The 21,274-nt window shown below is 64.9% G+C and carries 21 protein-coding genes and 1 pseudogene; 8 read left to right on the plus strand and 14 right to left on the minus strand.

Annotated features, from left to right (window positions below; genetic code table 11):
- Window positions 1–22: 22 nt before the first annotated feature.
- From A7D16_RS14180 to A7D16_RS14190, 3 genes are all read left to right on the plus strand, one after another.
- On the plus strand, window positions 23–742 hold the full coding sequence (locus A7D16_RS14180; RefSeq protein WP_064633773.1) for an alpha/beta fold hydrolase: 720 nt from the start codon (window positions 23–25) through the stop codon (window positions 740–742).
- Window positions 743–825: 83 nt separating this feature from the next.
- Window positions 826–1,257, plus strand: coding sequence for a nuclear transport factor 2 family protein (locus tag A7D16_RS14185; RefSeq protein ID WP_064633776.1), 432 nt, complete (start codon window positions 826–828; stop codon window positions 1,255–1,257).
- A gap of 202 nt (window positions 1,258–1,459) precedes the next feature.
- Complete coding sequence (locus tag A7D16_RS14190; protein WP_239687011.1) at window positions 1,460–2,407, plus strand: SphA family protein; 948 nt, start codon at window positions 1,460–1,462, stop codon at window positions 2,405–2,407.
- A 177-nt stretch (window positions 2,408–2,584) separates the two neighbouring features.
- Here A7D16_RS14190 and A7D16_RS14195 read toward each other — a convergent pair whose 3' ends face one another.
- Window positions 2,585–3,259: a GntR family transcriptional regulator gene (locus A7D16_RS14195; protein WP_064633778.1), complete on the minus strand. Its 675-nt coding sequence runs from the start codon at window positions 3,257–3,259 to the stop codon at window positions 2,585–2,587.
- A gap of 234 nt (window positions 3,260–3,493) precedes the next feature.
- On the opposite strand from A7D16_RS14195, the gene A7D16_RS14200 reads away from it, so the two are divergent.
- From A7D16_RS14200 to A7D16_RS14210, 3 genes are all read left to right on the plus strand, one after another.
- Window positions 3,494–4,390, plus strand: coding sequence for a gallate dioxygenase (locus A7D16_RS14200; RefSeq protein WP_064633816.1), 897 nt, complete (start codon window positions 3,494–3,496; stop codon window positions 4,388–4,390).
- A gap of 10 nt (window positions 4,391–4,400) precedes the next feature.
- Complete coding sequence (locus tag A7D16_RS14205; protein ID WP_064633780.1) at window positions 4,401–4,760, plus strand: protocatechuate 3,4-dioxygenase; 360 nt, start codon at window positions 4,401–4,403, stop codon at window positions 4,758–4,760.
- A 66-nt stretch (window positions 4,761–4,826) separates the two neighbouring features.
- Window positions 4,827–5,828, plus strand: a complete 1,002-nt coding sequence (locus A7D16_RS14210) for a LysR substrate-binding domain-containing protein (RefSeq protein WP_064633782.1) — start codon at window positions 4,827–4,829, stop codon at window positions 5,826–5,828.
- A gap of 176 nt (window positions 5,829–6,004) precedes the next feature.
- Here A7D16_RS14210 and A7D16_RS14215 read toward each other — a convergent pair whose 3' ends face one another.
- From A7D16_RS14215 to A7D16_RS14245, 7 genes and pseudogenes are all read right to left on the minus strand, one after another.
- Window positions 6,005–7,483 carry an AMP-binding protein gene (locus tag A7D16_RS14215; protein ID WP_064633784.1) on the minus strand — a complete coding sequence of 493 codons (1,479 nt, stop codon included), beginning with the start codon at window positions 7,481–7,483 and terminating at the stop codon, window positions 6,005–6,007.
- 204 nt (window positions 7,484–7,687) lie between these two features.
- Entirely contained in the window at window positions 7,688–9,157 is a 1,470-nt protein-coding gene (locus A7D16_RS14220; protein WP_064633786.1) for an aldehyde dehydrogenase, read from the minus strand.
- Window positions 9,158–9,239: 82 nt separating this feature from the next.
- Complete coding sequence (locus tag A7D16_RS14225) at window positions 9,240–10,067, minus strand: p-hydroxycinnamoyl CoA hydratase/lyase (RefSeq protein WP_064633788.1); 828 nt, start codon at window positions 10,065–10,067, stop codon at window positions 9,240–9,242.
- Window positions 10,068–10,112: 45 nt separating this feature from the next.
- Window positions 10,113–10,586: a MarR family winged helix-turn-helix transcriptional regulator gene (locus A7D16_RS14230; protein ID WP_064633791.1), complete on the minus strand. Its 474-nt coding sequence runs from the start codon at window positions 10,584–10,586 to the stop codon at window positions 10,113–10,115.
- A gap of 142 nt (window positions 10,587–10,728) precedes the next feature.
- The gene (locus A7D16_RS14235) at window positions 10,729–11,124 is read right to left on the minus strand and encodes an EF-hand domain-containing protein (protein WP_064633793.1); all 396 of its coding nucleotides are present in this window, start codon (window positions 11,122–11,124) and stop codon (window positions 10,729–10,731) included.
- A gap of 208 nt (window positions 11,125–11,332) precedes the next feature.
- On the minus strand, window positions 11,333–12,055 hold the full coding sequence (locus A7D16_RS14240) for a hypothetical protein (RefSeq protein ID WP_064633795.1): 723 nt from the start codon (window positions 12,053–12,055) through the stop codon (window positions 11,333–11,335).
- A gap of 82 nt (window positions 12,056–12,137) precedes the next feature.
- Window positions 12,138–13,030 (minus strand): annotated as a pseudogene (locus A7D16_RS14245) (SMP-30/gluconolactonase/LRE family protein).
- Window positions 13,031–13,294: 264 nt separating this feature from the next.
- Between A7D16_RS14245 and A7D16_RS14250 the strand changes: the two are divergent.
- Window positions 13,295–14,404, plus strand: coding sequence for a Gfo/Idh/MocA family protein (locus tag A7D16_RS14250; RefSeq protein ID WP_064633796.1), 1,110 nt, complete (start codon window positions 13,295–13,297; stop codon window positions 14,402–14,404).
- Window positions 14,405–14,722: 318 nt separating this feature from the next.
- Here A7D16_RS14250 and rlmM read toward each other — a convergent pair whose 3' ends face one another.
- From rlmM to A7D16_RS14280, 6 genes are all read right to left on the minus strand, one after another.
- Entirely contained in the window at window positions 14,723–15,766 is a 1,044-nt protein-coding gene (rlmM, locus tag A7D16_RS14255; RefSeq protein ID WP_064633798.1) for a 23S rRNA (cytidine(2498)-2'-O)-methyltransferase RlmM, read from the minus strand.
- Window positions 15,767–15,802: 36 nt separating this feature from the next.
- Window positions 15,803–16,363, minus strand: coding sequence for a nucleoside deaminase (locus A7D16_RS14260; protein ID WP_064633800.1), 561 nt, complete (start codon window positions 16,361–16,363; stop codon window positions 15,803–15,805).
- Complete coding sequence (locus A7D16_RS14265; RefSeq protein ID WP_064633801.1) at window positions 16,363–16,767, minus strand: hypothetical protein; 405 nt, start codon at window positions 16,765–16,767, stop codon at window positions 16,363–16,365. Before A7D16_RS14265 ends, A7D16_RS14260 begins: the two co-directional genes overlap by 1 nt.
- Window positions 16,768–17,288: 521 nt before the next feature.
- Entirely contained in the window at window positions 17,289–18,218 is a 930-nt protein-coding gene (locus A7D16_RS14275) for a DMT family transporter (RefSeq protein WP_064633805.1), read from the minus strand.
- Window positions 18,219–18,229: 11 nt separating this feature from the next.
- Window positions 18,230–18,595: a hypothetical protein gene (locus A7D16_RS24115; RefSeq protein ID WP_239687010.1), complete on the minus strand. Its 366-nt coding sequence runs from the start codon at window positions 18,593–18,595 to the stop codon at window positions 18,230–18,232.
- A 150-nt stretch (window positions 18,596–18,745) separates the two neighbouring features.
- On the minus strand, window positions 18,746–20,485 hold the full coding sequence (locus A7D16_RS14280; protein ID WP_064633807.1) for a glutamine--tRNA ligase/YqeY domain fusion protein: 1,740 nt from the start codon (window positions 20,483–20,485) through the stop codon (window positions 18,746–18,748).
- A 432-nt stretch (window positions 20,486–20,917) separates the two neighbouring features.
- Between A7D16_RS14280 and A7D16_RS14285 the strand changes: the two genes are divergently transcribed.
- Window positions 20,918–21,274, plus strand: a 357-nt coding sequence (locus A7D16_RS14285; protein WP_161945034.1) for a glutathione S-transferase N-terminal domain-containing protein, incomplete at its 3' end; no start/stop codon positions are given.

A 21,274-nucleotide genomic window follows, 5' to 3' on the forward strand; every position in this document is an offset into this window, starting at 1 on the left:
CCGGCGTGGCTACAGTCGCGGCATGACTTCCGTTTCGCACACATCTAGACCCACCTTGCTGCTGCTTTGCGGCCTGCTCTGCGACGCCGTTATCTGGCAGCCGCAGCGCGATGCGCTGGCCGATCTGGCCGATGTGCAGGTACTGGATTTCCCCGGGTTCGACAGCATCGTGCAGATGGCTACCCATGTGCTGGCCATCGCACCGCCGCAGTTTGCGCTGGCCGGGCACTCGATGGGCGGGCGGGTGGCGCTGGAGATCATGCGTCAGGCGCCCGAGCGGGTGACGCAGCTGGCACTGTTCGATACTGGCATTGCGCCGCGTCGCGATGGCGAACGCGAGGAGCGCCAGGCGCTGGTGGATCTGGCGCAGGCGCAAGGCATGCATGCGCTGGCGCTGGCCTGGTTGCCACCGATGCTGCACCCCGCACGCATCGCCGATACCGGCGTGATGCAAGACCTCAGCGCGATGGTGCAGCGCCAAACCGCGCAGAGCTTTGCCGGTCAGGTCAACGCGTTGCTGGAGCGCCCGGATGCCGCGCCGGTGCTTGCGCAGATCCGCTGCCCCACCTTACTGGGGGTTGGGCGCCAGGATGCCTGGAGCCCGCTGGCACGGCATCAAGACATGGCGCGGCAGATTCCGCAGGCGCGTCTGGCCGTGTTCGAAGAGTGCGGGCATATGGCGCCGGTGGAAGCACCCGCTGCGGTGACGGTGGCGCTGCGCGATTGGTTGCAGGCCGCGTGATGGCGCAGGTGAAGCGGCGTCTGCCTAGCCGCGGCAGCTGCTGACCGCGTCGACCGGTAATGGCTGGACTTCAAGGAGGCTGCATGCACGACGATGCATCGATCATCATTGCCTGCGAGCAATTGATCCGCCGGTTTGCGCTTTACAACGATCGCCACGATTACGAGCAACTCGCTGCATTGTTTACTGACGATGGCGTGTTTGCGCGCCCGAGCGCACCTGACGTGCCCGTGCATGGACGCGAAGCGATCTTGGAGGCTTTCCGCGCTCGCGCGCCACGCAACACCTGTCATTTGATGCTCAATACCCTGGTCAGCGTCCAATCGAGCACGCTGGCCCATGCGCATAGCCATGTGCTGCTCTACAGCGCACCGCAGGCCGACGCGTCTGTCCCCTGGACGGCGCAGGCGCCTGCACTGATCGGCACCTTCGACGATGTGCTGGTGCACCAAGACAACCAATGGTTGTTCAAGCAACGCCTCGGCGCATTGCTGCTGCGCGTCGAGGCGCACTGACCGAGATTGATCGCGGTCTTTCTGTTCAACGATGTCGCCGGCCCTGACAGGCGGCATCTCGACACTGCTCTCCCCCAAGTCGCGTTGCCTCAATCGCCCATCTTCGTTGGAGAATCGCCTAGTGGAACGCGCATGTTCGTTTGTTGCTCGTCGTCGCTCATCGCTCCGGTCGCATCGCCTGCGCGCCGGCAGCTTGACTCTGCTGCTGGGTGCGCTGGCGCCGGCGGCGGCCTCCGCACAAGCCGTGCCTGACACAGTTCCGGTGCCGCAAGGCATCAACCTGGGTGGCACCAGTTTTTTCGATGGTTTTGGTTCCACCCAACCTGGTTGGACGGTGATCGAATATCTGCGCCATGCACACCTGAATGCCGTGCTGGATGCGCAAGGCAAAGATTCGCCGGCGTTTCGCGATCCGAAGATCAGCAGCTCGGCAGCGCTGACCCAGCTTATCTACGTGACGCCCTACAAATGGCTGGGTGGCACGATTTCCGTCGACGCCATCGTGCCGCTGGTCAACCAGAATGCCTCGTTTGCCGCCGACAGCCCGGTGCGGTTGAGCGACAACGGATTCGGCATTGGCGATATCGCGATCGGGGCGGCGTTGCAGATGCCGCCGGTGATGCGCAACGACCGGATCTTGCTGTTTCAGCGCTTCGCCCTGGTGGCATTTGCACCGGTGGGCAAGTTCGATCGCGACATCGCGATCAACCAGAGCACCGGCTACTGGTCGTTCTCGCCGCATTGGGCATTTACGGTACAGCCCACCGATAACTGGGAGGTCAGCATGCGGCTGCATTACATGTACAACTTCCGCACCGACCGTGCCGGTGGAGTGCCGCCAATTCCTGGTTTCCAGTTCCGCAACGGCCAGGCAGGCGATCTGGCGTGGCTGAATTTTGCCAGCTCGGTCAAGGTGACCGAGCAGCTGCGGGTCGGTGTCAACGGCTTCTACCTACAGCAGCTGCAAGATAACCGGACCAATGGCCAGCGCGTGCCCGACAGCAAACGCACACAGTTCTACATGGGGCCAGGGCTTTCGTGGCGGTTGGACGCGAAGAACGTGCTCAATTTCAATGTCTACCTGCCGGTCGAGGTCAAGAACTCGGTAGCCGGAAACACCTTCAACCTGATGTTCGTGCACTCGCTATAGCGCAAGCAAGGCGGCATGCACGCCGATCGTCTTGGTCGGCGTGCATGGTCGAATGGCGCCATGTCTTGCTGTATGCGTGGTCATGCGTCGCAGGTACGACCGACATCCGCTTCACGTACATCGATGCCCGATGCCAGTCCCTTTACTCGGCGCGCGGCCCCGTGCACCCATGAGGCATCACAGGCCCATGCTGTGCCGCTGCGTATTGGCATGTTCGCGGAACAGCAATTCCGCACGTGCGCCATCGCGTTGCTCGATAGCCGCGACGATCGCACCATGCTGGCGGTGCCCGTAATAGAGGTCGTCATAAGCCAGCGTGGCAGTGCGCTGACCGAACACCACGTTGACCGGGCTGACGAACGGCACCAGCGTGCAGCGGTCCACGGTCTCGGTAAGGATCGGTTTGTTGGCCGCCACCACGATGGCGCGATGGAAGCGGGCATTGATCGCGCCGTAGGTCTGCTCGTCGCCGGCATCAAGGCTGCGCTTGGCAAACAGCCGGTCGCCTTCGCACAGACAATCACGCAGGGTGGAGAGCAAGGTGGCCGATGCGCCCTGTTCGGCCACCGTGCGCGCTGCCATGCCCTCCATCAGCGCGCGCACCGCCAGGGCATCCAGGCTTTCCTGCTGGCTGAAGCGCCGTATCGCATAGCCACGGTTACCGACCTGCACCAACAGGCCCTCCTGGCATAACGCCGGCAGCGCCTGGCGAATGGGCGTGCGCGAAATGGCCAGGCGCTCGGCCAGGGCCGCCTCGGTGATGCGCTCGCCGGGGGCAAAGGTGCCGCACAGGATCAATTCGCGTAGCTGCTGTACCGCTTGCAATCGGTGGTTGTTCGCCATTGGCTCCATTCTCTCGCGCCGTACTGCAGCGCACGTTCCTTCGAAGGGGGAAAACTCGCAATTACTTGTATAAAAACCTTGCAGATGAGGTCGCTTGATGGCAATTTGGATCCCAAGGATACCGTTTTGGCGATCCGGAGTGGTTGGTCGTCCGTGTTGGGATCCATTGCATCGTCGATCCTGACTCAATCAATGGCGTGCGCGCTGCCTTTTGCTGGCGGCGGTGCGTCGCAGGAGCAAAGCATGGCTAGCATCATCGGCGGCATCGGAACCTCGCACGTTCCCACCATCGGCGTGGCCTACGACAAGGGCAAGCAACAGGATCCGGTGTGGAAGCCGTTGTTCGACGGCTACACGCCGGTGGCTGAGTGGCTGGCCAAACAGCGGGCCGACGTGCTGGTGTTCTTCTACAACGACCACTGCACGACCTTTTTCTTTGATCTGTATCCGACCTTCGCGCTGGGCGTCGGCGAGCGCTTTCCGGTTGCCGACGAAGGCGCAGGCCTGCGTAACCTGCCTGCGATCCGCGGCGATGTGCAGCTGCAAGCGCATATCGCCGAGTGCCTGGTCAACGACGAATTCGATCTGACGGTGTTTCAGGACAAGCCCATCGACCACGGCTGCGCGGCTCCGCTGCCGCTGCTGTGGCCGCATGTGCCGGACTGGCCGGGCACGGTGGTGCCGATTGCGATCAACGTCCTGCAATACCCGCTGCCGACGGCACGCCGTTGCTACCGCCTGGGCCAGGCGGTGCGTCGTGCGATCGAGTCTTACCCGCAAGATCTCAGGGTGGTAGTGGTTGGCACCGGCGGGCTATCGCATCAGATCCATGGCGAGCGCACCGGCTTCAACAACACCGAGTGGGACATGGAGTTTCTGGACCGCTTCCAGCACGCGCCGGAAACGCTGACCGATCTCACCCACACCGACTACGTACGCCTGGGCGGTGCAGAGAGCGTGGAGCAGATCATGTGGCTGGCGATGCGCGGCGCCCTCGACGGGCCGATCCGCAAGCTGCATCAGAACTACTACCTGATGACCACCACCGCGATGACCGTGGTGCTGTACGAGCCGGGCGAAGAAGCGGCCGGCGCGCCGCGTTCGGCCGAGCTGCTCGCACGCACTGCCGACGCGGCATGAGGAGCTGCTGATGAATCCGCAAACCCATGGCATGGAGCAGATCGGCGGCACGTATCTGTTCGATCTGCGCACCAGCAATCGTGCGCTGCGCCTCAATCGGTTTTTCTGGCACATGATCCGCGCCCCATGGCGCGATCGTTTTTTACAGGATGCGGAAGTCCTGATGCAGGAAGCCGAACTCACCGAGCAGGAGAAGGCGCTGATCCGTGCGCGCGACTGGCTCGGGCTGGTGCAGTACGGCGCCAATTTCTTCGTCATCGAAAAATTCGCGCGCGTGGTGCGTATGACCAATCTGCAGGTCTACGCGATCATGCGCGGCGAATCGTTCGAAGACTTCATGCAGACGCGGCGTGTGCCCGATGCGCGCTGAGCTGCCCGCGGCAGCTGTGCGCCGCCTCGCCGCGTTAACCGACTTCCCAACGTAAGGCCTACCCCCATGACCATGTCCTCCGTGTTCTTCGAACACCGCATCAAGGTCCGGCATCTACGTGTCATCGAGGCGCTGGACCGGCAGAAAAGCCTGCTACGCGCCTCACGCGTTTTGAATGTCACCCAACCCGCGCTCACACGCGCCTTGCAGGAGATCGAAGAGATCGTCGGCGCGCCGTTGTTCGAGCGGCACTCGCGCGGCGTGCGCCCCAATGCGATGGGCGAGGTGCTGGTGCAGACCGCACACGTAGTGCTGGGCCAGTTACGCCGCGCGCAGGACACCTTCGAAGGGCTGCTGCAGGACGATGCGCTCACGATCACCGTGGGCGCGTTGCCGGTGGCGGCCAGCGGCTTGCTGCCAGCGGTGCTGGCTGCGTTGTATCGCGCCGAACCCACGCTGCGGGTGCGCCTGCTGCACGGCCGCACCGATGAATTGTTGCCCAAGCTGGCCGGCAACGAGATCGACCTGGTGGTGGGGCGGCTGTATCCGCTGGCCCGTTACGACGCGCTGATCCGCAAGGTGCTGTACCAGGATCCGATTGCGCTGGTGGCGCGCAGCGACCATCCGTTGTTCGCCAATGGCCCGGTGCGCATTGCCGAAGCTGCGGCGTACCGGCAGGTGCTGCCGACCCTGAGCCAGCATGTGGAACGCGACGTGGCACAGGTGATGCGCGAACACGGCCTGGCAACGCGCGACCAGTTGCGTTCCAGCTCGGCCAGTTTCACTCGCGAAATTCTGCTCGGTACCGACAGCATCGCGGTGATGCCGAGCATGATGGTGGCCGGGGATATCGCACGTGGCGAGTTACGTGCGTTTCAGCTGCAGCAGCCCTCGCAGGCACGCGCGGGCGGTGTGATCTACCGCGACGGCAGCGCAATCCACAAACCCGGCGTGCGTTTGCTGATGCGCGAGCTGGAGAACCAGCTCGCACTCATGGCCGAACAGGGCGCGGTGTGGGTGGACGACCGCGTTGGCGAAGACGATTTGTTGTTGGATGCGTCTGCATGATTTTGGGTAAAGCCTGAGCGCTGCTTCGCTGCTCAGGATGATTTGCACCAACGATCAACGGGCGTCCAGCGCATGGCTGTTTGACACATTGGACAACGTGTAGAAAGCAAACGACGGGCAGCCCACGCTGCCCGTTGCGCTGTTCGGGTCGCGCAGGTAGGTCGGTGCGATGCGCGTCAAGCCTCATTGGCCAATACGTCCTTCAAGCGCCCTTTCTGCAATTTGCCGGTCGCCGTGCGCGGCAACGCATCGACCACGCGCAGGTGTTTGGGCACTTTGTACTTGGCCAATCGTTCGATCAGATAGCTGCGGATCTGTTCCAGGTCCGGCGCCTCATCGGCCGGAACGATCGCCAGATAGCCCACCTCGCCCCATTGCGGGTCGGCCATGCCGACCACCGCGCACTCGCGGATCTCCGGGTGATCGGCAAGCACCGCTTCGATCTCTGCCGGGTACACATTTTCGCCGCCTGAAATGAACATGTCCTTCTTGCGGTCGACCACCCAGAAGAAGCCGTCGGCATCGCGCTGCACGATATCGCCGGTGCGGAACCATCCCTGGCCATCGAGTACCTCGGCGCTGGCCTGCGGGTCGCGCCAGTAACCGGGGCTGAGATTGGGGCCGCGCAACAACAGCTCGCCGGGAACACCCACCGCGCAGTCGTCGCCATTGCCATCGACCACGCGGGTCTGCACCGCTGGCGAGGCAATGCCGACCGCGCCGAGCTTGTTGCGGATCACCTCGCAGTTCACCGACATGCCGAACACGGTGCCGGCTTCGCTCATGCCGAAGCCGCAGACCATCGGGATGCCATCGTCCAGCCAGCCGAGCAGATCGTCGCTGGCATGGGGCGCGCCGCCGCTGACCAATGCGGTGAGGTGCCGCAGCGCTGCGGCATCGAAACCGGGCTGATTGCGAAAGGCCTGCATCATCTGCGGCACGCCAACGTAGTGGGTGATGCCCAGCGATCGGTCTGCGAGCCAACCCAGCGTACGCTTGGGCTCGAAGCCATTGGACACCTGGATCGAGCCACCCACCGCCAGCACCGGGCGCACATTGGTGACCAGGCCGATGATGTGAAACATCGGCGCTTCGCACAGGAAACTGCTGGTCGCATCCACGCGCGTGGTGACGCCGAAGTTGTGCGCCACCTGCTGCAGGTTCTGCTCGCTCAGCAACACACCTTTAGGCTGGCCGGAGGTGCCGGAGGTGAACAGGATCAGGCTGACGCGATCCGGCGGAATCCATGGCGTGTCGGGGGGCTCCAGTGCTTCGGCGCTGGCCACGAAGCTTGCCAGGGTTTCCACCTCCGCACGTCCGGCAGCGACATCGTCGCCCAGCAACAGGCACGGTTCCGCGCGCTGCAGCAGGGCATCCAGTTCGCTTGCACTCAAGCGCCAGTTGAGCGGCACATAGATCGCCCCGACCCGCCCGCAGGCGAAGTGCAGCGCCACCTGCCAGACCGAATTGCGCGCCAGGACCGCGAGCCGTTGCCCGTCGACGCAGCCGCGCCTGTGCAGTAATGCGGCGAGGCGGCCGATCAGGTCGTCCAGTTCGGCGTAGGTCCATTCGATACCCAGCAACAGATCGCGCGCGGCGAGCTGTTGCGGCGAAAGACGGGCGTGGAAAGCGATCGAGTCGGTCGGCATGGCCATGGCGCTGTCTTCCGGTAGATGGGAGTGACTGGCGTGAGTGCGACTGCTGTATGCGGAAGGTTTAAACGTGATGCAAAGCGTTTGGTACGAACGCTTCGAATGCAGGTAAACGATGCGCAGGTAACGGTGAGCAAGCAGCGAGCCGGTCGTTGACATGCAGAAACTGCCACCACGCAGCTGATCGCACGGTGGCTCGATCGCGCACTAGCTCAGATACACGGTCTTGGTTTCGAGGAAGGCATGCAGGCCTTCGATACCGCCTTCGCGGCCGATGCCCGACTGCTTGACGCCACCGAACGGCATGCTGATATCGACCCACATGCCGTTGATCGCATGACTGCCACTGCGCACGCGCCGTGCGATGCGATAGGCACGTTCGGCGTCTTCGCTGTAGATCGTGCCGTGCAAACCGTAGTCGCTGGCGTTGGCCTTGGCGATGAGATCGGCCTCGTCGTGGTAGTCGATGAAGCTCACCACCGGGCCGAAGATTTCCTCGCGGGCAATGGTCATGTCCGTCGTGACCTCTGCAAACACGGTGGGCTCGACGAAGAACCCACGCGGCAGGTGCGCCGGGCGGCCGCCGCCCATGACCAGGCGCGCGCCCTCGGCGTTGCCTTGCGCGATATACGACTGCACGCGTTCAAGTTGCCGGCTCAGCGCCAGCGGTCCCATGCCGGTATCGGCGGCGAATGGGTCGCCCAGTTTCACCGTGCTCAATGCGGCGCAATACGCCTGCAGGATTTCCTCGCGGCGCTGCGCCGGTACCAGCACGCGCGACAACGAAAAGCACACCTGCCCGGCGATCGGCATGGAGTAGGGCACCAGACTGGGCAGCACTTTGGCGAGGTCGGCATCTTCAAGCACGATGGCCGCCGATTTGCCGCCCAACTCCAGTCCAACCCGCGCCAGCCGTGCGGCGCAGGCAATGCCGATCGATCGCCCTGCCTGGGTGGAGCCGGTGAAGCTGACCTTGTCCACGTGCGGGTGGCGGATCAGTTGCTCGCCCACCTCACGGCCGGCGGGGAGCAGATTGAAGACGCCATCGGGGACTCCAGCGGCGCTGATGCATTCGGCCAGGATGTAGGCGTCGATCGGCGTTTCCGGCGAGGGCTTGGCCACCACCGTGCAGCCGGCTGCCAGCGCGGCGGCGACCTTGTAGCACAGCAAGACCAGTGGCGCGTTCCATGGCGTGATTGCGGCGACCACACCCACCGGGTCCTGCACCACATGCACGCGGCCGCCGTTAGGGCGCACGCGCGGTTCGACGAAGGCATGCGTGGCAATCAGGTCGGCGTAGTAGTCGAACAGATCCGGTGCCTGCTGCGAGGCGCGCGTGCTGAAGCCGATGGTGGCGCCGACCTGCCCCGTCCACGCGTCGGCCAGTTCCGGCATGCGCGCTCGCAGGTGTTCGGCCACCCGCTTGAGCACCACGCTGCGTTCGGGCGGCGAGAGCTGCGGCCAGGGGCCGCTGTCGAACGCGTTGCGCGCAGCGGAGATGGCCGCTTCGGTATCTGCGTGCGAGGGTTCGGTGTAGCGCAGCAGCAGCTCTTCGGTGTGCGGTGCGATCACATCGGCATGCCGATCGCCGGTGCTTGCGCGCCACTGGCCGTCGATGAACAGGCCCAACGGCCCACGCGCGGCGATCCCGCGCAGCGTTGCGGATAAGGCTTCCATACTCCCTCCTCGGTGCAGAAAACCACTGGCAGCGCCAGCGATGCGTGGCTGCACGCATCGCTTCAGGCGCCATAGGACTTGCTTAGGCGCTGTTTTTCTTGATGTCGTATTCGCCCAGGCCGGGCTTGTAGCTCTTCTCGTCGATGAATTGACGGATGCCTTCCTTGCGCGCGTTGTTGTCGAACGAGTTCGCTGCTTCCTGCATGCGCACCAGATAATCTTCGGCTTCGTCGTAGGTCATGGTGCCGACGCGGCGCACCGCATCCTTGGCGTATTTCAATGCGACCGGGTTCTTGCGCAGCAGCAGCTCGGCCACTTCGCGCGTGCGTGCTTCCAGCCGTTCCAGCGGCACGCTTTCGTTGACCAGGCGCCATTCGGCGGCCTTCTTGCCATCCACCATTTCGCCGGTCAGCGTCATCCACATCGCATCGCGCATGGACAGCAGTTCCACGGCGACCTTGGTGACGCCGCCGCCGGGCAGGATGCCCCAGTTGATTTCCGACAGGCCGAACTGCGCTTCGTCGGCGGCAATCGCCAGATCGCACGCAAACAACGGGCCGAAGCCACCACCGAAGCACCAGCCATTGACCATGGCGATGGTCGGCTTTTGATACCAGCGCAGGCGGCGGAACCAGCCATACGATTCGCGCTGCGAGCGACGCACGCCGCGCAGGCCCTGCGCTTCGGTTTCGCGGAAATACTCTTTCAGGTCCATGCCGGCCGACCACGCGGTGCCTTCGCCGCCGAGCACCAGCACGCCGACGTTGTCGTCGAACTCCAGCTCGTCCAGCACATCCATCATGCGGCGGTTGAGCGCCGGGCTCATCGCGTTGCGCTTGTCGGGGCGTGCGAACTTCACCCAGGCAATGCGGTTTTCGATGCGAACCGATACCACGTCATGCTCGTTCAAGCGGCGTCTCCTTCGAATGGTGAGAGTGCTGGTGTGTGTGCGGGATCAGAGCTCTTCGGCCAGCGCGGTGTCTGGCGCGGCGGCGCGTTCCAGTGTGGCGCTGGCGTTCAATTTGCAGAGCAGGCGCAGCAGCGTCTGTTGCTCGCTGGCCTGCAGGCCGGTGCAGGTGCGTTCGACCGCGCGCGCCAGGCAGCCTTGTGCAACCAGCAGCGTGCGCTCGCCCAGGGCGGTCAGATACAGGCCCTTGCTGCGCCGGTCGCGGCCGGCCAGGCGTTCGATCAGGCCTTGATCGGCCAGCGCATTGGCGATCTTCATGCCGGCCGCGCGGTTGACCAGCAGGCGGTTGCCCAGCTCGGTCTGATCGCAACCGGGTTGGTCGCGGATGTGGATCAACGCGGTCACGCGCGCCGGAGTGAGGTGCAGCTCGGCCAGTTCCTGGCGCGCGGCGTGGCTGGAGGCCAGGGTGGCCAATTGCAGTTGGTAGCCAAGGTCGGCGGCAAGTGCCAGGCGAGCGTTCATCGGTCTATCCAAATTGTATCCGTTAAATACAATCTAGCCGACCGAAGCGGGCCCTGCAAGAGGGGGCGATGGCGTGATGCGAACCGCGGTGCGCGGCTGCGTAGGACAGCCGTGCCCATGCGGTTTCAACGATTCATGCAGATTACTGAATCAGCCAGCCCGCGAGCTGTTCACGGGTCAGAAAGCCGCCGTGGCGGACGTCGAGCGCGTCGAATTCGTCGGCCAGTGCGGGGTTGGCCTGCGCTTCGGCGCGGCTGATGCGGCCATCGCCATCGGTGTCCATGGCCTGAAAGTCGATGCGGTAGCTGCCGACCACGCTGCTGGGCTGGATCGAACGCACGATCACGCTGGATTCGCCGCGTGGGCGCTCCAGCTGGGTTTGATGGGTGACCTCGCCGCTGGACAACGGCTGGGTGCGGACGGCGCTGGGCGCGTCGATCAGCGGCATGCTGCTTGCCGGTGTGGGCGCTTGCTGTGCGTGCGTGGCAGTGCAGATCGACAGCGACAGGACGAGTGTGGCGATACGGCGAGTGGTCATCAGATCCCCTTGATGCGGAACAGCCGGCAAGCATAGAGCGTGGCGGAGACTTTGCGGCGTGCGCGACGGCAGTGCGTGGATGGTGACGGGGGGGATATCGCGTTTGAGCGGTTGACCTGGGCAGACATTCCTGATCGCGTTGTTGCGTCGTTGCGGGCAGGGCGGGCATTGCGCATTGCATCGCACAGTGCCCGCCGTGTGCTGCCACTCAGCCGGGGATGAATGGAAACACGATCTTCAGCAGGCCCTTCAAGCCACCTTCTGCAGTGCTGGCAACGGCTTTGGCGCCGAGGCTGTTGAGCGCGCGGCGCACGTCTTCCCACCGCAGTTGCGCGATGTCCTTCTTGAGCAGATCCGAAACCTCTTCCGCGGTGGGCGTGAGCTTCTGCAATTCGCGCACGGTGGCCTGCGGATCCGGTTGCAGATAGCCCCAACGTTCGGCGATTTTCAGCAGGGTGTCGAAGCGCACCGCCACCACTTCGCGGTTGCGTTCGTACACCGGCAGCGCACCGACATCCAGAATAGCCTGCTCGAACTGCTGCGCATCGTCGGGATGTTCGATCCGCACCGCCAGAAATCCTTCCTTGCGGCTGCGCTCGCTGACGTGCTTTGCGCCGGAGCGCAGATTGTCTTCGGTGAGCACGTTGGCGACGATGCGCTGCATCGCGGCGTCGCCTTCTTCGGGCACCAGCGAGCGCCAACGCGCATAGCCATCGCGCCGCAATGCCTTGACCTTGGCAGAGGTCACCCGCAAGTGCAGGGCGACCATGGCATTGGAGCTGTTGCGCGAGATGGCGCCATCGCGTTCGAGCAGCACGAAGATCAGCAGTTCCAGGTCACGCTTGGTCAGCGACTGAAACCCCTGCAACAGGGTCAGGCGCAGGAATTCGTTGCCAAAGGCGGCCGCGTCCTTCAATTCGATCGGTTGCATGGGGGAGTCCTCCACAGGTGACCTGCAGGATGCCAGGGCGCTGTTGCGCGGCCTGAGAACCAATGCGACGCACACGCCAGTTTCAGAGCCCGGTTTCGCGCCCGCGGCGATCGGACCTGAATATTTCAACTGCGCCGCGGTCCTGCAAGGTGACAAACACCTGCCGGCGATCGGCGCCGCCGAATGCAACGTTGCTGGCCTTGCGGCCCTTCAACGCGACTGTGCGCAGCAGCTTGCCCTGCGGCGACACCGCTGCAATCTGCCCGGCATCGGAGCGGGCGATGTACACATTGCCGTCGGCATCGCAGCGCATGCCGTCCATGCCGAAGTCGGCAAAGCTGATCAGCAGGCGCTTGTTGCGCAGGCCGCCATCGTCAGTACGGTCGTAGACCCATACCTTGCGCGACATGCTTGCGTTGACGTAGCCCCGTTTGCCGTCGAGGCCGATGGGCGTGGTCATGCCCGCTTCCAACAGGCGCACCACCCCGGTGCGGCTGATGTGCCACAAGCGCCCGCTGTTGTCCTTCCAGTTGGGGTCGCTGGCGTAAAAGCTGCCATCGGGCGCCAGTGCCAGATCGTTGGGCCATCGGCATCGGGCAATGCCGCAAATGTGCTCACCGCGCGCGTGTGCATGTTCACTTGCAGGAGCTTGTGGCCGGTGTGATCGGCAACGAACATGCTGCCGTCGCGAAAGCGGATGCCATTGCCGGCACTGCCCGCGGGCAGGGTGACGAATACCTCGGCCTTTGCGCTGCCATCTGCTTGCAGCGCGATGCGTGCGATGGTGCCGTCCTTGCCCAGATTCACCGCGTACAGCGCGCCATCCGGCCCGGCGGCCGGCCCTTCGGCATTGTGGGTGAATGCGCCATCGCCGATCAGATCGCGCGCGACGAACAGCGCACCGTCAGCACCTGCGAGCGAACTGGACAACAACGCTGCCAGCGGCAGGAAACGCAGGCGGGCAACAGCGATCATGCGGCTTGCTCCAGATGGGACCGTTGGCAGTGTGCCAGAACGTGCGCAGCGACCATGGCGGCGATCACGCACGATCAAGTAAGGTGCGCGGGCAGCATTGGCCGACGAGCCACCAGCACATCTTCGCTTTGCTGAGACGCGGGCGCGCCTGGACTCGATGCGGCATGTACTCACTGACACTCCGGTTTGCGTGCGTTGTCGCAACTACCCGACGGTCGCGCGCAATGGTGTGTTAGCCGCTCATATCTTGCGAAGGAGGTTTGCATGTCCGTGGAATCGATCACACGTCGCCGCTTGCTCGCTGCTTTCGGCGGTGCAGGCATCCTGCTTGCGGCACCGGCTTGGGCAGTGCCGAAGAAAAAGCCGGGAAAACCGTTGAATGTAGCGTTGGCGGGCCTGGGCAGTTACGCCAGCGAACAGCTCGCGCCCGGCCTGGCACTGACCAAGCATTGCAAGCTCGCTGGCATCGTCACCGGCACGCCTGCAAAGATTCCGCAGTGGCAGGCCAAGTACGGCATCGCCGATCGCAATGTCTACACCTACGAGAATTTCGATCGCATTGCCGACAACGACGAAATCGATGTGGTCTACATCGTCACGCCCACGCATCTGCATGCGCCACTGACCGTGCGTGCCGCTGCCGCAGGCAAGCACGTGTGGTGCGAAAAGCCGATGGCGATGCATGCCGGCGAGTGCGAGGCGATGATTGCGGCCTGCAAGCGCAACAAGGTGGCGCTGACGATCGGCTACCGCATGCAGCACGAACCCAATACGCGTCGTCTGATTGCGATGGCCAGCGAGAAGCCGTTCGGTGCGATGCAGCGCGTGCGTGCCGAGGCCGGTTACAACGGCTATCACGATGCGGCCAAGGAGGACCGCCCGTGGCGTTTGCGCTCCCAGTTCGGTGGCGGTGCGATGTACGACATGGGCGTGTATCCGCTCAATGCCGCGCGTTACACGGTGGGCGCCGAGCCGCTGGCGGTGACGGCCAAGCGCTGGACCGACCGTCCCGAGTTGTTCGATGAAGTGGACGAACATATGGATTTCACGCTGGAATTCCCCAATTCCGTGCGTGCGTCGTGCAAGACCAGCTTCGGCGCCAACATGAATGTGCTGCGCGCCGAATGCGAGCGCGGCTGGTACGAGTTGTCGCCATTCCAGAGCTATCAGGGCGTGACCGGCAAGGCGAGCGACGGGCGTGTGTTCGATGCCAAGGTGCCGCACCAGCAGGCGTTGCAGATGGACGAAGACGCGCTGGCGATCATGAACGGCACGCCGCTACGGGCGCCGGGAGAAGAAGGCCTGCGCGACATCCGCATCGTCGACGCGATCTATCGTTCGGCACGAGAAGGCAGCAAGCGCATCGCGCTGTGATGGCGGCCCGCTGCGTCGATTGGCGGAGCGGGGTCTGAAACTGCGCTGAGCAAGCAGGCTTGCTCAGCGTAGTTGGCAAGATGCACTGCGGACTGGTTGTCTGGCACTTGGCAAGTGTCGCAAGGCGCGGTTGGCCTCGACTGCCAACTGCGCAGTTGGAATGCCACAGAAAGGCGCGTTAGGGCGCCTGTCAACAACTATGGCGGATTGCGCCGGTTGTTAATCGAATGATCGAAGCGATCAGCACCGCAGCAACCCCGCGCCAGCCAACCGCTCTACGATTCCCGATTCCCGATTCCCCAATCCCGACTCCCGCCCTCAATCCCGCATCGCCAGCACCGTGATCTCTTCGCGATCGTGATACAGCTGCTTGGCGCGCACGATCAATGATTTCTCTGCCTGCTGCTCGAACAGGTCCAGGCACAGGCGGGTTTCGTCCCAGCGCTTTTTCATCGGCAGTTTGAGGTTGAAGATGGTGTTGCGGCACCAGCCTTCGCGCACCCAGGTGGCCATGCGTTCGGCCACACGGCGCGGTTGCTCGACCATGTCGCAGACCATCCAGTCCAGCGGTTGCGCAGGCTTCCAGTGAAAGCCGTCGGCACGCAGATGCTCCACCAGCCCGGTCTCCAGCACATGCTCGCGCAGCGGGCCGTTGTCGACGCTGGTGACGTGCACGTGCTGCCGCGTCAGCACCCAGGTCCAGCCGCCGGGTGCCGCGCCCAGATCGGCCGCGCGCATGCCGGGCTTGACCAATGTTTCGCGTTCTTCGGGAGTCAGCAGCGTGAGCAGGGCTTCGTCGAGTTTGAGCGCAGAGCGCGAGGGCGCTTCGGGCAGCAATTTCAGGCGTGGAATGCCCAACGGCCACGGCGCGCTGTCGGCGCTGTCGGCAATGGCCAGTAGCGCGTGGTCGCCGTCGAGAAAACAGATGTGCAGCCGCGGTTGGCGCGGTTGCGGCTTGTCGGTGAGCAGGCCGGCCTTGCGCAGTGCAGGGCGCAAGGCGTTGCCGAAGCTGCGCGCCAGGCCCGCCAGTGGCTTGCCGGCGTCCGAATCCGGGTGTTCCACCCACAGATCGCCGAAACGTTGCTGTCCTTCCAACGCGGCCAGCATCGGGGTGATGCGGTCCTTGGGGTCGATACCTTTCAGTTCGGCAATCACCACCAGCTTCTGCCGCGCGAAGATCAATTCGCGCCAATGCAGTTTGGCGGCAAGTTGCGCGGCCTCGTCGCAGACGAAGAGCACATAGCCATCGTTGCGCTGGGTGCGCGCGTAGCCGGCGATGCCGATGAATGCGGCGCGTGCGCTCAGTTCTGCAGCCAGCTCAGGCTCGAAGCCCTGGCGGCAGTAACACAGCAGGCCGCTCATCGCGGCACCCGCAGCGCGCCGGCGGTGCACGCGACATCAATAATGATCACCGCCGCCCTCGCCATAGTTGCGCAGCACCGCACAGGCCTGATCGCGCTGCACATCGCGCACCACCTCGATGCCGCGGCGTGTCAGTTCGCCCACCCAGTCGGCTGGCAGCGGGCCTTCGTCGAACTGCGTCAGCGCCATCACGTCTTCGGCGCGCGCGCCGATCAGCAGGCGGTCGATGCCGGCCCACACGGTGGCGCCATAGCATTGGCAGCACGGCTGCGCGGAGGTGGCCAGCGTCACCGGCGACAGCACGTCGTTCAAGCGCGGTGTCTGCAGGCGCTGCTGCGCGAGCATGTAGGCCATGTTTTCGGCATGCGCCAGCGAGGTGGTCTGCGGCACCACGCGGTTCACTGCGGCGGCGATGATGCGGTGATCCGGGCCGAACACGACCGCCCCGAACGGGCCGCCGCTGCGTTCCTGCACGTTCATCCGCGACAGTTCGATCGCCAGCGCCACCTTGTCCTCATCGCGGGGATAGGCGCGGCTGTCGTCGACATGCGCGTGGATCCAGTCGGGCAGCGTGAGGTGGACTTGCGCGTAAAGCATCAGTGAACCGTTTCTGTAGGGGGAGTGGCGGGGCGCAGTGTATCGGCCTGCGCGTCCTTTGCGGCGCATTGCCCGGCCACGCACTGGCAGGCGCTGATTTCGCGGAAGCCGCACACGCTCATCATGCCGCTGGCCTGGCACTGCGCCAGCACGCCTTTGGGGTCGGTGGCGCTGTTGACGTTGACGCAGGCAGGAAACGCGCCGCAACAGTTGCCGACGTTCTTCACCGTGCAATCGGCATCGGTGCGGCAGGTGGTGGTGACGGTGACCGGCTTGGAGGGTGCCGCGCTGCTGGCCGGTGGCGGGGTGGCCACATCGGTCGGTGGTGCGGCCACGCAGCCGATTGCGGCAAGACACGACAGCAACACCACGCTGCGCAGGCACCAGGAGGGAAGACGGGACATGCGGCTGCTCCGATCAGGCCATATGAGCTGCCATGGTAAGCCCAGGCCGCGTGCAGCGTGGGCACGGTGGAAGGACCTGTGCCGACAAGCGGCAGGCAGCGTGCACGCAGGCCTGTGGGTGCCAGTGGCGGCGCAGTGCCCGCATGGCGCTTGTTGGCGCTCAGCGCTTGACCATCAGCGATGCGCGATCAACGCCGCCGCTGCCTCAACGATGTCTGCGCAGCGCCGAGGCGCAGCGACTGGCCAGGCTCAGTTGCTGCATGCCGTCGGCGCGAAGATCGGTGGGTGGCTCGTCCAGGGGCGGCTCTGCAACCATGGCACACAGCGCCTCGGCCGGCGTTGCCGTCTGGGATGGGAATGGGGGTTGCTGCGAGCAGGCGACCAGGCCGATGGACAGCGAAAGCACGGCGCTGCGCAGTGCGCGCCGGCGTGGCGGTGAATGGCGGCGGGGAAGGCACATGGCGGTGTTCCTGCGGGACGCAGCCTGCACGGTAGTGGCGCATGCGCATCAGCTGGCGGCGTCATTTCGCTTCCGCATGCAGTGCTGCGCACCACAGCACGCCGACCAGCAGGCAGGCGATCGCCGCCAGCTCCAACGGAGTGGGCAGGCGCATTTCCCAGGCGAAGCCGTACAACAGCGCGAACACCGTTTCGAACACGATCATCTGCCCGACCAGGGTCAGCGGCAGCACACGGCTGGCGCGATTCCACAACGCATTGCCGATCACCGAGGCCAGGATGCCCAGCAACAGCGACACGCCCCAGAAGCCGGCCCAGTCGAGCGGTGCATGCGCTGCGCTGCCGATCAGGGCTGCCGGCGCCAGCAACAACGCCAAGGCGCCGGTGACCACGCCGGTGAGCAGCGACCAGTCGCCGCCGGACAGATCCGGGCGCCGTCGCAGCCAGCGCGCATTGGCGATCGAATAGGCCGACCACGACGCCAGCGCACCCACCGCGCACAGCAGGCCGGCGATACGGGTGAGGCGGTCGCTCGCCTGCTGGCCGGAGTCGTCCTGCACGGTGTCCAGCGCCACCAAGGCCACGCCGATCACGCACAGCACGCAGGGCGCCGCCAGACGGCGCAATTGCACCGCGCCTGCGGTACGCGTGCCGATCACGGTGACCACGACCGGCAACAGCTCGATGATCAATGCGGTGGCCGCACTGCCCGCCCACTGCACGGCGCTGCCGAGCAGCACGTAATAAATCAGATTGCCCATCAGGCTCAGGCGCACCAGCGCCCACCACTCGGCGCGACCCAGCCGGGCAGCGGTCTGCCGCGCGCGTGGCGCCAGCACCAACGCCGCCACCGCGCCATACGAGAGGTAGCGCGCCACTGCCAATTGCAGCGGCGTAAATGCGGCCAGCAATTGCGGCGCCAGAAACACCAGCCCCCACAGCGCACCCGCACCGATCCCGCAGGCGATACCCACCATCAAGCGTTCACGCATCGTGCTGTTCCTCAGGGCATGCATCGCAGCCTGCCGTGCGGCAGCCGGTGGATCAAGGCGAGCGCTGCAGAAATTTGAAACGCGGCCAAGTCGTGTTGCAGCTCGCTGCACTGGCGTGACCCGCAGGCCGGGCGCTGCGGGTCGCTGGATGCGTTGAGCAGGCACCCTCTGAACACCTGCGGGGCTGCAAGCAAGCCTTGCATTTCGCTTGATCGCAGCGGTGTCCGGCGCGGGAAATCAAGCCCTTTCGCGAGATGCGAAGTTGCATCGGTTGTCGATGGCCAGCGCACGAAAGCGTTGTTCAGCGCTTGCCTGATCAGGTGATCCCATCGCCGCGCACGTGCGACCAGCGCTGTCGTGCTGGCCGGATGGATCAACTGCGTGGCGAGTCGTTGCTCTGCGTTGGCGCCGAGGCCGGGGGAGGCACTTCACGAGGCGCGGCAGCTGCATTTCCAGGCAGTCCGCTCACCACCGGCCTCAGTCGCAGCGACGCCCTTTTGCATGGGAGTCGCTGTGTTTTGCCGCGGTTACTTGGCCCAGGTGTCGCGTAGGGTCACGCTGCGATTGAACACCGGTGTGGCCGCGCTGTGGTCGCGGCGGTCGGCAACGAAGTAGCCGGTGCGCTCGAACTGAAATGCCTGCTCGGGCGCTGCCAATGCCACACTCGGCTCCACATAGCCGCGCACGCTGCGCTTGGACTCGGGGTTGAGGTAGTCGCGGTAGGTCTTGCCTTCGGATTCGTCGTCGGGCTTTTCCACCGAAAACAGGCGGTCGTACAGACGGATTTCCGCTTCCACCGCATGCACGGCGCTGACCCAATGGATGGTGCCCTTGACCTTGCGGTTGGCGCCCTCCATGCCTGGGCGCGACTCCGGGTCCAGCCAGCCGCGCAGTTCGACGATCTCGCCCGCGTCGTTCTTGATCACCTCATCCACCCGCGCAATGCCCGCGCCGCGCAGGCGGATCTCGCCGCCCGGCACCAGACGCTTCCAGCCCTTGGGCGGAACCTCGGCAAAATCCTCGCGCTCGATCCACAGCTCGCGTGCGAACGGCACTTCACGCGTGCCGAAGCTCTCGTCCTTGGGGTGATTGGAAAACTGCAGCGTCTCGGTGTGGCCTTCCGGCAGATTGGTCAGTACCAGCCTGAGCGGCTCGATCACGGCCATGCGGCGCGCTGCGGCTGCGTCCAGATCCTCGCGCAGGCACCCTTCCAGCACCGAGAAATCGATCAGCGAGTTCTGCTTGCTGATGCCCACGCGGTCCACGAACAACCGCATCGCCGCCGGCGTATAGCCGCGGCGGCGCAGGCCCTGCAGCGTGTACATGCGCGGGTCGTCCCAACCGTCCACCAGCTGTTCTTCCACCAGCGCGGTGAGCTTGCGCTTGCTCATCACCGTGTAGTTGATGTTGAGGCGTGAAAACTCGATCTGACGCGGCTTGGCCGCTTCGCGCGGCAGGCCCTTGTCCAGCAGCGGCTGCAGCAGTTCCGGGTGACCGGCCAGGCCCACCTTGTCCACGCACCAGTCGTACAACGGGCGATGGTCTTCGAATTCCAGCGTGCACAGCGAGTGGGTGATGCCTTCCACCGCATCGCCCAGCGAATGCGCGAAGTCGTACATCGGGTAGATCGGCCAGGCGTTGCCGGTGTTCTGATGCTCCACATGCTTGATGCGGTACAGCGCCGGGTCGCGCAGGTTGATGTTGCCGCTGGCCATGTCGATCTTGGCACGCAGCGTGCGCGCGCCATCGGGAAATTCGCCGGCACGCATGCGCTGGAACAACTCCAGGTTTTCGTCGACGCTGCGCTCGCGGAACGGCGAATTGCGGCCGGGCTCGGTCAGCGTGCCGCGGTACTCGCGCACCTGTTCTGCGGAGAGATCGCAGACGAAGGCGTGGCCGTCGCGGATCAGCTTCTGTGCGGCCAGGTAATACACCTCGAAATAGTCCGAGGCGTGGCGCAACTGCGCCCATTCGTAGCCCAGCCAGCGCACATCGTCCTGGATGGCCACCACGAACTCGGGGTCTTCCTTGGCCGGGTTGGTGTCGTCCAGGCGCAGGTTGCACAGCCCGCCGAACTCGGCCGCCAGCCCGAAGTCCAGGCAGATCGCCTTGGCGTGGCCGATGTGCAGGTAGCCGTTGGGCTCGGGCGGGAAGCGGGTGCGGATGACCGTGTGCTTGCCGCTGGCCAGATCCTCGCGGACGATCTGGCGGATGAAGTCTTTCTTCTCCGCCGGGGCGGTGGCGTCGGTGGCTAGGGTCTCGGACATGCGCGCATCAGCAATAGGTAAACCGCAAGTTTAGGCGGTGGCACCGGTTAGGGGTAGGCGGCGGGGCAGCGGGGCGGCCTTTGGCCGGCAGTTTGGCTGGGGTTGGCCAGCCTGCTCGCTCCCCTGCAGGCGGTGCCGGTCATGCGTGGCGCTGCCGTGGCCGGGCTGTCACGCTGCAACCGACGGGCATGCAGGTGGTTCACATGCCTGGCAACCAGCACGCACTTCCCGCCGCCGGTGCGCAGCAAGCGTGGGGCGTGGCTGCAGCCACGCGACCCCAGGCATCGTTCGCGCCGGCCCTGTAGCAAGCGCCGCCTTGCTCGCTGCTTGCTGCTTGCGGCAGGGCAAGACTCCTCACGCGCGGCCGGACACGGCTGGCGGGCATCGGTCGCGACGCGTACGCTGCGCCGACCCCGTTGGAGCGCCCCATCCATGCCACTGCCCCGCCTGGTGATCGGCGACAAGACCCTGTCTTCCTGGTCGTTGCGGCCTTGGCTGCTGTTGCGGCACTTCCAGGTGCCGTTCGAGGAAGTCGCACTGCCGCTCAATACGCCGGAATTCCAGAGCCGCATCGCCGGGTATTCGCCGACCCGCCAGGTGCCGGTGCTGTGGGACGACGCCCTGCATGTATGGGATTCGCTGGCGATCTGCGAGTACATCAACGAGCGTTGGCTGGACGGCCGGGGCTGGCCGGCCGAACTGGCGGTACGCGCGCAGGCGCGCGCTGCCGCAGCGGAAATGCACTCCGGCTTTGCGGCGCTGCGCAGCCAGCTGCCGATGAATCTGGCC

The sequence above is a fragment of the Xanthomonas nasturtii genome (genome assembly GCF_001660815.1).
GTDB classification, from domain to species: Bacteria; Pseudomonadota; Gammaproteobacteria; order Xanthomonadales; family Xanthomonadaceae; genus Xanthomonas; species Xanthomonas nasturtii.

Bases quoted from the DNA above. Each gene is read 5' to 3' on its own strand.
- A7D16_RS14210 (WP_064633782.1), top strand. From the start codon at position 4,827: ATGACCATGTCCTCCGTGTTCTTCGAACACCGCATCAAGGTCCGGCAT.
- A7D16_RS14240 (WP_064633795.1), bottom strand. From the start codon at position 12,055: ATGCAACCGATCGAATTGAAGGACGCGGCCGCCTTTGGCAACGAATTC.
- A7D16_RS14260 (WP_064633800.1), bottom strand. From the start codon at position 16,363: ATGCTTTACGCGCAAGTCCACCTCACGCTGCCCGACTGGATCCACGCG.
- A7D16_RS14275 (WP_064633805.1), bottom strand. From the start codon at position 18,218: ATGCGTGAACGCTTGATGGTGGGTATCGCCTGCGGGATCGGTGCGGGT.
- A7D16_RS14265 (WP_064633801.1), bottom strand. From the start codon at position 16,767: ATGTCCCGTCTTCCCTCCTGGTGCCTGCGCAGCGTGGTGTTGCTGTCG.
- A7D16_RS14215 (WP_064633784.1), bottom strand. From the start codon at position 7,483: ATGGCCATGCCGACCGACTCGATCGCTTTCCACGCCCGTCTTTCGCCG.
- A7D16_RS14280 (WP_064633807.1), bottom strand. From the start codon at position 20,485: ATGTCCGAGACCCTAGCCACCGACGCCACCGCCCCGGCGGAGAAGAAA.
- A7D16_RS14220 (WP_064633786.1), bottom strand. From the start codon at position 9,157: ATGGAAGCCTTATCCGCAACGCTGCGCGGGATCGCCGCGCGTGGGCCG.
- rlmM (WP_064633798.1), bottom strand. From the start codon at position 15,766: ATGAGCGGCCTGCTGTGTTACTGCCGCCAGGGCTTCGAGCCTGAGCTG.
- A7D16_RS14195 (WP_064633778.1), bottom strand. From the start codon at position 3,259: ATGGAGCCAATGGCGAACAACCACCGATTGCAAGCGGTACAGCAGCTA.
- A7D16_RS14180 (WP_064633773.1), top strand. From the start codon at position 23: ATGACTTCCGTTTCGCACACATCTAGACCCACCTTGCTGCTGCTTTGC.
- A7D16_RS14250 (WP_064633796.1), top strand. From the start codon at position 13,295: ATGTCCGTGGAATCGATCACACGTCGCCGCTTGCTCGCTGCTTTCGGC.
- A7D16_RS14230 (WP_064633791.1), bottom strand. From the start codon at position 10,586: ATGAACGCTCGCCTGGCACTTGCCGCCGACCTTGGCTACCAACTGCAA.
- A7D16_RS14200 (WP_064633816.1), top strand. From the start codon at position 3,494: ATGGCTAGCATCATCGGCGGCATCGGAACCTCGCACGTTCCCACCATC.
- A7D16_RS14235 (WP_064633793.1), bottom strand. From the start codon at position 11,124: ATGACCACTCGCCGTATCGCCACACTCGTCCTGTCGCTGTCGATCTGC.
- A7D16_RS14185 (WP_064633776.1), top strand. From the start codon at position 826: ATGCACGACGATGCATCGATCATCATTGCCTGCGAGCAATTGATCCGC.
- A7D16_RS14205 (WP_064633780.1), top strand. From the start codon at position 4,401: ATGAATCCGCAAACCCATGGCATGGAGCAGATCGGCGGCACGTATCTG.